This window comes from Candidatus Baltobacteraceae bacterium, from assembly GCA_036559195.1.
GTDB lineage: Bacteria > Vulcanimicrobiota > Vulcanimicrobiia > Vulcanimicrobiales > Vulcanimicrobiaceae > JALYTZ01.
Window position 1 is genome coordinate 1 of the sequence record DATBTN010000027.1, and the last position, 11,785, is coordinate 11,785.

The window sequence follows — 11,785 nt, forward strand, 5'->3', positions numbered from 1 at the left end:
TACGCGGGTTTGCGCGCTTGCGGGAACGGCTCGGCTGCGACAATTGTCCCGACCCGGACATCGAGAATAGCAAATGCTTCGAGTGCATTCGGTTCGCTCATGAAAATCCGGGTTGGAGCGACAAGGGGCGGAAGCCTGCGCAGGACGCATACTGCCTGCGTAGAACCCAACGCGGTCGCCCGAATGGGCGCTTTCGCCAAGATAGCTCAGCTGGTAGAGCACGCGCCTGAAAAGTGCGGTGTCCCGAGTTCGACTCTCGGTCTTGGCACCATAATTGAAACCGCCGGGAATCACTTCCCGGCGGTTTTTTTAGCGTCACGCTTCTGCGCGTGTGCTGCTCGCTACACGAGCGAGTTGTAGTTTGTTAGTGGTGGGCCTGACGGCGAGCGGCGAGCAGCTTGACCTTGACGACCGAGCCCTGCGGTACCGACATGTTCTCGCGGTTGTTGCGCGCGATGATGTATCCGCCGGCCGCGCCGAGCAGACCGCCTACGCCGGTGTGGAAGACCGTCTTACCGACGATGTTGCCGAGGATCATACCGCCGACGGCGCCGGCAGCTTCCTTCACGGTGTTGTTTTTGGTGTTCGCCTGCATGCCGGTTACGATACCGTCGACCGCGTAGGTCGAACCGCTCGGCAATACGAGACGATCGAAGGTGATTTGGAGCTGAGCCTTACGCCCTTGACCGGCGTGGACGACCCGGGTAACGTGCCCGTAGATCTTTCCTCCGCGAATGGCGCCGCTGCCATCGGACGACGAGACGTTCGTAAGCTCGACGCTTTGGCCGACGTAGGCCGATTTGGTGTCGATCGACTGAGTCATCGTACCATTAAGAGTTGTTCCGGCCGTCGGCGCGGCAAGCGCCGTTAGGCTGGTCGAGATGAGTGCGACGGCCATGGTGGCCGCGATAAAGATAGGACGCACGTGGTTCTCCTTCGGGTGGGTTCTCAGGTAACGAAATCGGTCCCCGAGAAGTTCATACCCACTTTGCCGCATTGCTGGCGAGCGGCAGGCGATTTGCCGATATCTGGAACCATATGAGAATCGCTGACCAGAAGTTCCCTCCCAGAGCCGGGTGGCTGGGCCGCCTCACAGCCGCGGCCTTGGCGCTCTCTTTGATGCCGGGAGCCGTTACGGCGGCGACCGGGACGCTGCGAATCGGATCCGATATTTCCTACGCTCCGCTGGAATTCTATGCGGGCAGTGCGAAGCGGGTCGACGGTTTCGACTACGATCTCGCCCAAGAACTGGGCCGGCACATGGGCATGCGCGTGACCTTCGCCAATCACGATTTCAACACGCTCGTGAAGGCGCTCGACGCGGGTACGTTCGACGCCGTGCTCTCCGCGATGTCGGACACGCGCGCGCGAGAGAAGCAGGTCGATTTCATCGATTACTTTTTGGCGGGCAGCGGAATCCTGGTGGTTCGCGGCAATCCGCGCGACGTGTTTAACCTCGCCGGGTTATGCGGATTACGAGTCGATTTGCAGAAGGGCACCTCACAACAGAGCGCGCTCGAAAACCAATCGAAATCCTGTACCGGCGTTCATTTAGGTGCCGTTCGCGTTGCGGCGTTTGGCACCGACGCCGACGCACTTAAGGCGCTGCTCGCCGGCAAATCCGACGCGCACGTCTCCGACTACCCGGTGGTCGCGTATCTCGCCAAAACGCTCGGGAACGGCACGAGCTATGAGGTTGCCGGACGCCAATTCGGCGTGGTTCCCTACGGCATCGCGGTCGCCAAAGGCCGGTCTTCCATGCGCGACCATCTGCAGCGTGCGCTGCAGGCGACGATCCGCGACGGTAGCTACGATCGACTGCTCAAGAAGTGGGGACTGCAGCAGGGCGCGATGCGTTCGGCTCCCGTCAACGCCGGCACGCTCTTCCAGTAGCGGGTCCGCTTGAGGGTCAGGCGTTCGCGGGAACGCCTTCCTCGGAATCTTGCCGGTCGAGGTTCTCGATCTTCTCGACCATCAGCCAATCGTTGGCGGCCTGCGCCCGGTCGGGCGCGACGCGAGCCTTGACCCACTGATAGATTGCCTCGTCGGTCGGGGCGCCGGCGATCGCTCGATCGAAATCGGACGAGGTCAGCCCCCAGCGCTCGAAGACGCCTTGGTCCATCGGGCAGGGATAGATGTAGTCGTGGATCGTGCCGTTCGCGCCGGCGCGCGCCTTGTCGAATACGCGAGCGAGCCAGAGGAACTCGCCGATCGGCTGGCGTCCCCGACGCGGAAAGGTTTTGCCGTCGCGAAAATCTGTAGCCATGCTGGTGATAACCGCACGCGCGGCCGGCGGGATGCAATTGCAGCGAGCTCTGCGAATGAGCGCCTGCATGTCGATCAAGCGCACGCTCTACGAGGAACCCCGTTGGCACGCGGCGATCGCGACGGTCGTCGCGCTCGTTCTGTATCTCACCCTGCCGCCGAAACTGACGTTCGGGCCGTATTGGTTGCTGCCGCTGCTCGTGTTGGTGCCGTTGGTCCCGCTCATCGTTTTCAAGCCGCGGCGTCACGACGAAACGGGCTGGCAGCGCGCGGCCTCGATTTGGGTCATCGCCGCGCTCAACGCCTTTAACATCGTGACGATCGTGCTCTTGCTCTTCGAGTTGTTCGAGCACGGGAAGAGCGTCGTCGGCGCCCAACTGCTCTTAGCAGCGGTGCAGATCTGGTTTACGAATATCATCGTGTACTCGCTGTGGTTTTGGGAGACCGACGGGCACGGCCCCGACGTGCGCGCGCACGCGTCGTTCGAGCAGGTGCATCGCCGCGCGGATTTCTTGTTTCCGCAGATGGCGCTCGGCACCGACGTTCAGCGCCAATACGGGTTCCGGCCGCAATTTCTCGATTACGTGTATCTGGCGTTTAATACGGCTACGGCCTTTAGTCCGACGGACACGTTTCCCCTAACGCCGATGGCCAAAGTACTCATGATGGGCGAATCGCTCACGTCGCTCGTGACGCTCGCGGTCATCGCATCCCGTGCGATCAACATTCTGAGTTAGAGGCGCGGGCTAGCGTTCGAGATTATGAATTCGCGCGTAGGCCGCAACGAACGCTTGCGGGCCGATCCCCGTATCTCCGCGATACGGATAATCGAGCTCCGCGATTAGCACGAAGGTGACCGCGATCACCGAGGTCATGGCAACGACCATCCAGAGATGTGCCCGCGCGCTGTCGATGCGAAAGAAGTAGCAGAAGCCGACGGTCAACGCGCCCATAAAAAGCATCGCCGCCCAGAGAATCGGCGGGATGCCGGTCGCGTTGTCGTGGAGACGGCTGCGCCGTGCGTCGGTCAGCGTGTGCGCCAGTTCGAGCGCCTGCGCTTGCAGTTGCGTCTGCGCGGAAGACGCGGGTGAAAACGCCGCCACGATGCCATAGATGCGATAGGCGGCGTACGAGGCATCGGTACTGGAGCGGCCGTGGCGCATGGCGGGGAACTCGTCGTTGATGACGAGCAGGATGTATCGATCGACTTCGGCCTTGAGGCGGTTGCGCGTGGGTGCCGTCAACAGGTCGGCCAGATGATGGATGTCCGATGCCGCGCTAGCTTCGCGTTCGACGGTATTGGCCGAGGTTTCGTATTGCTGCCAAACCGAGACGACCATGAACGAGAGCATCACCGCGAGCACCGTGCCGATCGTCGCGAGTATGGGCCCGGCGACGTCGTTGTGCGTGATGGTTTCGTTGCGAACCAGGTGACGGCGCGCGAGCGAGAGGCCGATCGCGGCGATCGCGCAGAAGGCGGCGATCGCAACGGGCGCAAGGACCCAGGACGGAACGGCGTAGATCCAGGTCACGCGGGCTCGCTTCGCCCGAAACGATACGAACGCATCCTGGGTTGTGTAGGACGCGGCCGACGTCGGGGAGAACGGAGGGCGGCGCTTGGTACGCGGGTATGATGTAATGGCAGCCTGCGACCTTCCCAAGGTTGATGCGCGGGTTCGATTCCCGCTACCCGCTCCAAGTCGTGGATCCGCGTGTGCGGCGACGTAGCCAAGTGGTAAGGCAGAGCTCTGCAAAAGCTCCATTCGGCAGTTCGAATCTGCCCGTCGCCTAAAATTTTGTGAGAGAAGCGTGCGAGTAGCAGTAGTAGGTGCCGGCGCGATCGGCGGATTCATCGCTGGAGCTCTGGCCCGCGCGGGCGTCGACGTCGCGGTCGTCGCGCGCGGCGCGCACCTGGAAGCCATCAAGCGCAACGGCCTGCGCGTACGTGGCGAACTCGGCGATTTCACGGTGGACGTGCCGGCCTCGTCGGATCTGCGCGAACTCGGCTCCTTCGACTTTATTTTAGTGACGCTGAAAGCGCATCAGTGGGATGCGGTTCTGCCGCAGTTCGAACCGTTTCTACACACGGAAGCCACGATCGTTCCGATGCAAAACGGCATTCCGTTTTGGTATTTTCCGGATCGTTCGCTGCACAGCGTGGATCCGGGCGGCCGGCTGCGGCACATGTTTTCGGACGACCGAGTCTTGGGCGCGGTCGTTCACGCGTCGGGCAATATCCCCGAACCGGGCGTCGTCGCGCAGATGGGCGGCAAACTCTATCCGATCGGGGAAATCGACGGCCGGTGCAGCGATCGCGTCGAGCGGTTCTCCGCTCTGTTGATCGCCGCGGGGCTCGAAGCGCCGATCGAGCCGGCGATTCGCCGCGCGCTTTGGCGCAAACTCTTGGGCAACGTCTCGCTCAATCCGGTCAGCGCGCTCACGCGCTCGAGCGTCGCCGCGATGATCGACGACCCGCAGACTCGCGCGCTCTTGCGAGCTTTGATGGAAGAAACGATCGCGGTCGCCTCGGCCGTGGGGTGCGATCCGCAGATCGATGCCGAAGAACGCATCGGCTTTGCGTCGCGGCTCGGCAACGTTAAGACCTCGATGCTGCAGGATCTCGAAGCCGGACGCACGCTCGAACTCGACCCAATCGTCGGCGCGGTCGTGGAACTCGCCCGCGAATACGGCGTCGCCGCAACCCACATTGAAACCGTCTACGCCCTAACCAACCGCCTCAACGCCCAATCGCATGCTTCGACAAGCTCAGCATGACAAGGCCCCCCTGTCATCCTGAGCTTGTCGAAGGACGACAAGCGCACGCATCGACAACGCTGCTTGTCATCCTGAGCCTGTCGAAGAACGACAAGCTCATGCATCGACAGATTCATGCATCGATAGGCTCACCACTACAAAGCCCCCCTGTCATCCTGAGCTTGTCGAAGGACGGGGGGTAGCTATGGCTTTTGCTCGATGCTGATTGGGGAGTTGGCGGGCGTGGGCAAGGAGAGTGCGGCGAAATTCGCGGAGCTTGGAATCGCGCGCGCCGAAGATCTGCTCAACGATTTCCCGTATCGCTATGAAGATCAGCGCTTCCCCACGCCCGCCTCGAAGCTGGTGAGCGGCGACGGCGAAGTCAACGCCGTCGGAACCGTGATCTGGGTGCGCGAACGCCGGGCGCGCAATCTCACGATTGTGGAAGCCGAATTGCAGGACGATAGCGGCACGTTCGTTGCGAAATGGTTCGGCCGCAGTTACCTGATCGGGGCGTTCAAAAAGGGGATGCGGCTTTTCGTGCGCGGCCGCGTGCAGCGTACGCCGGCGGGTGCCGCTATGAACGTGACGCTGCACAAGACGCTGGCGGACGACGAATCCTACGAAGGAGAGATCGTGCCGATCTACGCGGCGAGCAAAACCCTGACGTCGCGGAAGATCCATCAAGTCGTCCGTCGCAACCTTCCGAAGCTGTTGTCGCTCGCGAGTGAGGATCCCATCCCCATCCGGCTTGCGAACGAACGGCACTTTCCGGCGCTTGAAGAAGCGTATCGCGAAATGCACGTGCCGCAGTCGCCGGAAGCTGCCGCGAAGGCGCGCGAGCGGTTTATCTTCACGGAGTTTCTGGCGCTGGCACTCGCGGCGCAGCTAAAGCGCGGCGCGCGAGCCGCCGAGAGCGGCGCGGACGCGCTCGCGATCCCCGGCGATCTGCTCGCCGGGTTCGAGCGGGAACTGCCGTTTGCGCCGACCGGTGCGCAGCGGCGATCGATCGCGGAGATTTGGCACGACATGACGCGCACGTCGCCGATGAACCGCCTGTTGCAAGGCGACGTCGGCAGCGGCAAGACGCTGGTGGCGGCTGCGGCCGTGGTTTTGGCCGCGCGCAACGGCGTTCAATCCGCGCTGATGGCGCCGACGGAGATTCTCGCCGCCCAGCATGCCGCCAAATTGGCACCGACGCTGCTGCCCTTCGGCATCGCGGTCGAGGCGGTCTTCGGCAGCCAAGGCGCCCGCGCGCGTGCGAACGCCGTTGAGAAGCTCAAGAGCGGGGCCGCGATGCTCGCCGTCGGAACGCATGCATTACTTACCGAGGGTGTCGACTTCGCGCGGCTCGGCCTCGTCGTAATCGACGAACAGCATCGCTTCGGCGTCGAGCAACGCGCGCGGTTGCGTTCCAAAGGCGTCGCACCGCACACGCTGCACATGACCGCGACGCCGATTCCGCGCACGCTGGCGCAGTCGATCTACGCCGATCTCGATCTTTCGATTATCGACGAACTACCGCCCGGCCGCACGCCGATCGAGACCTTCGCGCTGCGAAACAGCCGTCTCGATAAGGCCTATACATTCGTACGGATGAACGTCGAGGCCGGGCACCAAGCCTACATCGTTGCGCCGGCGATCGACGAATCCGAGAGCGAACTAACGAGCGTCGTGGTCGAGGCGGAACGCTTGCAGAAGGACGTTTTCCCCGATCTGCGGCTGGGTTTGCTCCACGGACGGCTCTCTGCGCGTGAGAAGGACGCGGTAATGGGCCGGTTCGCGCGCAACGAAATCCAGGTCTTGGTGGCGACCACCGTCGTCGAGGTCGGCGTCGACGTTCCCAACGCGAGCGTGATGGTGGTGCTCGACGCCAATCGTTACGGACTTTCGCAATTACACCAACTGCGCGGGCGCGTCGGACGCGGCGCGGCGAAATCGTTTTGCTTGCTGATCGCCCCCGACGATGCCGGCGAGGTCGAACGGTTAGGAATCCTGACCGAGACGACCGACGGTTTCCGGATCGCGGAAGAAGATCTGCGGTTGCGAGGTCCGGGCGAGTTCGCGGGAACCGCACAATCCGGGCTCGTCGAATTCCGCGTCGCGGATCTCGTTCGCGACATCGAGATCTATCGTAGCGCCAAGCTCGCGGCCGAAGCGATCGTCGACGCCGACCCCACGCTATCGAGTCCCGGCCATGCCGGCCTGCGCGCGTTAATCGAGGCCACCCCCAGTGCCCGGGCCATGATGCTTAGCAGTTGAGGCGTTCTCCGAGGGCGCCGTCGCGGTGGTAGCTAACTACCCGCCATGATTAAAGCGCTTCGGTTTCTTGCGGCCGGTGCTTTGGCGTTGGGTGTCGGGCTTCTCGCGCTCGCTCCGCGCCCCACCGATGCCGCCTCCCTTCAGGTCACGCGTGCGACCCTTCACAACGGACTGCGGATCGTCGTCGTGCACGACGCTCTCGCGCCGGTGGTGACGACCATGCTGAATTATCGGATCGGCTCCAACGACCAATCTATTCCCGGTCTCGCGCACGCGACCGAACACATGATGTTCCGCGGCAGCAAGACGATCTCGTCTTCGCAATTGATGGATTCGATCGACATCACCGGCGGAAGCTTCGATGCCGACACCGAGAGCGACATCACGCAATACTTCTTTACCGTTCCCTCGCAGTATCTCGGGATCGCGCTGAACCTCGAACGTTCCCGCGCGACGGGATTGACGATGGCGCAGTCGCAATGGAATCAGGAGCGCGGCGCGATCACGCAAGAGGTGACGCAAGATAACAGCAACGCTTTCTATCGACTCAACGAGAAGATGACGCAAGCGCTGCTGGGCGGGACGCCCTATGCCAAGAACGGCCTTGGAACCGTGCGCGATTTCGCGCATACGATCAATCACCCGCAACTGATACATTTTTACGACAAATGGTACCATCCGAATAACGCGGTGTACGTCATCGTCGGCGACGTCGACGGACCCAAGACGGTCGCTCGCGTCAAAGCGCTCTTCGGCGACATTCCATCGGCGGCGCTTCCCTCGCGCGATCCGGTCAATCTTCGTCCGATCGTTCCGCACACGTATCGAGACACGAGCGACCAGCCGTATACGGCGGTGCTTATCGGGTATCGGCTTCCCGGCTTCGCGAGCTCAGATTATGCCGCGGCGCAAATTCTCGGCGACGTTCTCTCGAGCCAGCGCGGCGATCTCTACGGACTCGCGGCCTCGGGCCAAGCGCTCTACGCAGGGTTTCAGCAACAATCGTTCGCGAAAGCGTCGATCGGCTACGCGGTTGCGATCGTGCCGGTAACGACCAAACCCGAGGCGGCCGACAAACTCGTGCGAGACGTTTTAACGAACTATCGCAAGACCGGCGTTCCGGCCGATCTCGTCGAAGCGGCCAAGCGGCGCGAAGTCGCCCAACTCGAGTACAACGCCAATTCGATCGAAGGCCTCGCCTTCGAATGGAGTCAAGCGGTCGCGGTTCAGGGCCTCGCATCCCCCGACGACATGATTTCGGCGTTTAACAAAGTCACGACGGACGACGTCAACCGGGTGCTGCGCACCTACGTCGTCGACGCGCGCGCGATTACCGCTTACGCGGTTCCGAAGAACCTCGGCAAGACCAGTTCGGGCGCCGGCGCGCTCGCAAAAGAAGTCAATACGATAGCGCCCAGCAAGCACGTTGCGCTGCCGGCGTTCGCGCGGAGCGTGCTCGCGCACTTGCACGTTCCCGCCGAGACACTGCATCCCACGGCCTTGACGCTCGCCAACGGCATCAAAGTGATCGTGCAGCCCGATCACTCGACCCGCACCGTGACGGTGGCGGGCGAGATACGCAACAATCCGCAAGTGCAAGAGCCCGCCGGACAAGATGGCGTGGCCGACCTCACCGCGTCGTTACTCCCCTACGGAACGGCCACCTACGATCGCCTCGCGTTCCAGGCGGAACTCGATAAGATCGCGGCCACCACGCAAGCCGGAACCACCTTCGGCCTGCAGGCGCTCTCGAGTGATTTCGATCGCGGCGTCGCCCTGCTCGCCGATGAAGAACTGCATCCGCGTTTCGATGCGAAAGATTTCGATGTCGTCAAGCAGCAGACGGTCGGTTCGCTGACCGGCGTGATCACCGCGCCCGATCACCTGGCGGCGGTCGCGCTCAGCAAGGCGCTCTATCCGGCGGGCGATCCAGAGCAGCGCTTCGCCACGCCCGCAAGCGTCGGGTCGCTCACACTCGCCGACGTTAAGGCGTGGTTCGCCTCGGCGTATCGTCCGGATCTCACAACCATCGTCGTGATCGGCGACGTGACGCCGGATCAAGCGAAGGCAGCCCTGACGAAGTACTTCGGCGCGTGGAGCGCCGTCGGTCCGAAGCCGAACGTCTATCCCTCGCCGGTGCCCAACAATGCGGCTTCGACGGCGACGGTCCCGGCAACGGGGCGCGTTCAGTCCTCGGTACAACTCGTCGAAACGACGGGCTTGTTGCGTAAAGATCCCGATTTCGCACCGGTGCAAGTCGCTAACACGATCTTGTCGGGCGGCTTCTACTCATCGCTGCTCTATCACGATCTACGGGAAGTCCACGGCTACGTCTACTACGTCGGCAGTCGCCTGCAGGCCGGGAAAGTCCGTTCGACGTTTAGCGTTTCCTACGGATCGGATCCGAAAAACGTCGTTCCGGCCGAGGGACTGGTCGTCAACGATCTGCGATCGATGCAGCGCCGGCCCGTTGCCGCCGACCGGCTGCTGCGAGCCAAAGCGCAGTTGATGGGCGATATTCCGATCGCGCAGGATAGTTACGACGGCGTCGGCTCACTGTTCTTGCGGTATGCCGGTCTCGGCTTGCCGCTCGATCAATACTCGGTCGACGCGCGGCGCGAACTCGACGTCACCTCGGCACAGATTCGCGCGGCCATGAGTAAGTGGGTGCGACCCAATGGCTTCGTGCGAATCGTAACCGGACCCGGACCCACATAGCCTCAAGCGCCGGCCCAGCGCGCATTCGCGCGCTGGGTTTCGACTTCGATCACACGCTCGGGCTCGATAACAAGCTCGAGCGTGTGGCGTTTCTCCACTTGATCGAGTTCATCGAACGGGACGGCGGAGCACCGCTCGGCGCGCTCGATGCCGAGATCGTTCGAATCGACGAACTGCTCGCGCACCAGCGGGCGGGGGCGTGCACGATCGACGACGCAGTCGAGCGATTCGTGCGCGATCGCGGCGTGGCGCCGACCGGCTATGCCGACGAATACCGGCGCATCGCACTCGCGAGCGTCGATGCCTTCGTCGTGCCCTTGCCGGGCGCGCGCGACTGCTTCGAGCACCTCCGGGCTCGGGCGGTGCCGCATGCGATCCTTACGAACGGCTGGGCGCCGTTACAGCAGCGCAAGGCCGCCCGCATCGGATTCGGCGGCGCGGTGCTTGCCAGCAGCGAGATTGGATCGCAGAAGCCCGATGCGGCCGCGTTCGCGGCGCTGGCCGGCACGCTCGGATGCGCGGCCGATGGGATCGGATACATCGGCGACAACCCGGTCGTCGACGTCGCCGGCGCGCTCGCGGCCGGCATGCAGGGCATTTGGCTCGACGCCGAGGGGGCAAGCTATCCTTCGACTGTTCCAGGGCCTTCGCGAGTTATCCACAGTCTCCACGAGGTGCTCGCGCTCGTTCGCCCGTAGAAAACGAGCGTGCCGAAGATCACGGGAGGAACCCTGCGTAGCCGTAAACTCGCCTCACCCAAAGGAAACAACGTTCGGCCGACTCCGGGCCGGGTCAAGGAGTCGCTCTTTTCGATCTTGATGCCCCGCATCGAAGGCGCGCGTTTTCTCGATCTTTTTGCGGGAACGGGCGCCATCGGTTTCGAGGCGGCCTCGCGGGGCGCGAAACGCGTCGTTTCGGTGGAGGGCCATCGCGAGACGGCCGATGCGATCCGTGAGGCCGCGCAAAATCTGGGTGTCGGCAAGCTCGTTACGGTCGTCTCGGCGCCGGTCGACCGGGCGCTCTATCGCGTCGATGGGCCGTTCGATATCGTGTATGCCGACCCGCCGTACGCCGACGAACTGCCGCTGCAAATGTTCCGGCTGCTTCTCGAACGTAACCTCCTCGCGCCCGACGCGCTCGTGATCTTCGAACACGCGGCGCGCAGCATTCTTCCGCCAATACCGGGGTACCGCGGAGTCCGCGAGGAAGTCTACGGCGATGTCGCATTGGCCTTTTTTACCCTCGCCGGTGCGGCGCGGGATGACATCGGTTGAATAACCGCTCCGCTCGCCACCCCCGGGCCATCTACCCGGGGTCGTTCGATCCGCCGACGAACGGGCATCTCGATGTTATCGATCGTGCGGCGACGTGTTTTGCAGAGCTCATCGTGGCCGTCGTCGTGAATCCGCAAAAGCGCGAGCCGATGTTTACGCTCGAGGAGCGCGAATCGATGATTCGCGAATGCGTCGCTCACCTGCCAAACGTGCGGGTCGAGCATTTTCGCGGCTTGCTCGCCGACTACGTCAAAGCCAATCAAGCCGACGTCATCGTCAAAGGGTTGCGCGTCGTCTCGGATTTCGAGAATGAGATGTCTACCGCGTTGATGAATCGGGCGCTCTCAGACGTCGACACGATGTTTCTCATGTCCGATCAAAAGTATTCGTTTGTCAGTTCGAGCATTGTCAAAGAGGTGTTCTTCTTAGGCGGTGACGTTGGAGCGTTGGTTCCGGAACCGGTAGAACGGTTGATGGCCGCCAAACGCGACACGCTGCGCAGCTTATCGTAA

At 62.8% G+C, this 11,785-nt stretch carries 11 protein-coding genes and 3 tRNA genes; 11 read left to right on the forward strand and 3 right to left on the reverse strand.

Going from position 1 to position 11,785, the window contains the following annotated elements:
* Window positions 1-195 precede the first annotated feature (195 nt).
* Window positions 196-271 (forward strand) — tRNA-Phe (locus tag VIG32_02945).
* Window positions 272-364: 93 nt separating this feature from the next.
* Here VIG32_02945 and VIG32_02950 read toward each other — a convergent pair.
* The gene (locus tag VIG32_02950; GenBank protein HEY8296963.1) at window positions 365-925 is read right to left on the reverse strand and encodes a glycine zipper domain-containing protein; all 561 of its coding nucleotides are present in this window, start codon (window positions 923-925) and stop codon (window positions 365-367) included.
* Window positions 926-1,038: 113 nt separating this feature from the next.
* Here VIG32_02950 and VIG32_02955 point away from each other — a divergent pair, with 113 nt between their 5' ends.
* Entirely contained in the window at window positions 1,039-1,893 is an 855-nt protein-coding gene (locus VIG32_02955) for an ABC transporter substrate-binding protein (protein ID HEY8296964.1), read from the forward strand.
* 16 nt (window positions 1,894-1,909) lie between these two features.
* Here the strand turns inward: VIG32_02955 and VIG32_02960 are convergent, their stop codons facing one another.
* A complete protein-coding gene (locus tag VIG32_02960; protein HEY8296965.1) occupies window positions 1,910-2,266 on the reverse strand; it encodes a DUF5069 domain-containing protein in 357 nt (118 codons plus the stop codon).
* Here VIG32_02960 and VIG32_02965 point away from each other — a divergent pair.
* Window positions 2,265-3,002, forward strand: a complete 738-nt coding sequence (locus VIG32_02965) for a hypothetical protein (protein HEY8296966.1) — start codon at window positions 2,265-2,267, stop codon at window positions 3,000-3,002. The two genes, VIG32_02960 and VIG32_02965, sit on opposite strands and share 2 nt — an antisense overlap.
* A 9-nt stretch (window positions 3,003-3,011) precedes the next feature.
* Here the strand turns inward: VIG32_02965 and VIG32_02970 are convergent, their stop codons facing one another.
* Window positions 3,012-3,797 carry a DUF4239 domain-containing protein gene (locus VIG32_02970; GenBank protein HEY8296967.1) on the reverse strand — a complete coding sequence of 262 codons (786 nt, stop codon included), beginning with the start codon at window positions 3,795-3,797 and terminating at the stop codon, window positions 3,012-3,014.
* 92 nt (window positions 3,798-3,889) lie between these two features.
* Between VIG32_02970 and VIG32_02975 the strand changes: the two genes are divergently transcribed.
* From VIG32_02975 to coaD, 8 genes are all read left to right on the forward strand, one after another.
* A tRNA-Gly gene (locus VIG32_02975) sits at window positions 3,890-3,963 on the forward strand.
* A 20-nt stretch (window positions 3,964-3,983) separates the two neighbouring features.
* Window positions 3,984-4,055, forward strand: a tRNA-Cys gene (locus VIG32_02980).
* Entirely contained in the window at window positions 4,027-5,040 is a 1,014-nt protein-coding gene (locus VIG32_02985; GenBank protein ID HEY8296968.1) for a 2-dehydropantoate 2-reductase, read from the forward strand. The genes VIG32_02980 and VIG32_02985 overlap by 29 nt, the downstream gene beginning before the upstream one ends.
* A gap of 198 nt (window positions 5,041-5,238) precedes the next feature.
* Window positions 5,239-7,281 (forward strand): ATP-dependent DNA helicase RecG, encoded by a 2,043-nt coding sequence (gene recG, locus VIG32_02990; protein ID HEY8296969.1) that lies wholly within the window; start codon window positions 5,239-5,241, stop codon window positions 7,279-7,281.
* A gap of 45 nt (window positions 7,282-7,326) precedes the next feature.
* Window positions 7,327-9,999, forward strand: coding sequence for a pitrilysin family protein (locus tag VIG32_02995; protein HEY8296970.1), 2,673 nt, complete (start codon window positions 7,327-7,329; stop codon window positions 9,997-9,999).
* Window positions 9,945-10,697: an HAD family hydrolase gene (locus tag VIG32_03000; protein HEY8296971.1), complete on the forward strand. Its 753-nt coding sequence runs from the start codon at window positions 9,945-9,947 to the stop codon at window positions 10,695-10,697. The genes VIG32_02995 and VIG32_03000 overlap by 55 nt, the downstream gene beginning before the upstream one ends.
* A gap of 9 nt (window positions 10,698-10,706) precedes the next feature.
* Entirely contained in the window at window positions 10,707-11,273 is a 567-nt protein-coding gene (gene rsmD / locus VIG32_03005) for a 16S rRNA (guanine(966)-N(2))-methyltransferase RsmD (protein ID HEY8296972.1), read from the forward strand.
* Window positions 11,270-11,785, forward strand: coding sequence for a pantetheine-phosphate adenylyltransferase (gene coaD / locus VIG32_03010; protein ID HEY8296973.1), 516 nt, complete (start codon window positions 11,270-11,272; stop codon window positions 11,783-11,785). Before rsmD ends, coaD begins: the two co-directional genes overlap by 4 nt.

Excerpts from the sequence above, each read along its gene's own strand:
- VIG32_02955 (HEY8296964.1), top strand. The coding sequence starts at position 1,039 with ATGAGAATCGCTGACCAGAAGTTCCCTCCCAGAGCCGGGTGGCTGGGC.
- VIG32_02965 (HEY8296966.1), top strand. The coding sequence starts at position 2,265 with ATGCTGGTGATAACCGCACGCGCGGCCGGCGGGATGCAATTGCAGCGA.
- VIG32_02960 (HEY8296965.1), bottom strand. The coding sequence starts at position 2,266 with ATGGCTACAGATTTTCGCGACGGCAAAACCTTTCCGCGTCGGGGACGC.
- recG (HEY8296969.1), top strand. The coding sequence starts at position 5,239 with ATGCTGATTGGGGAGTTGGCGGGCGTGGGCAAGGAGAGTGCGGCGAAA.
- VIG32_02995 (HEY8296970.1), top strand. The coding sequence starts at position 7,327 with ATGATTAAAGCGCTTCGGTTTCTTGCGGCCGGTGCTTTGGCGTTGGGT.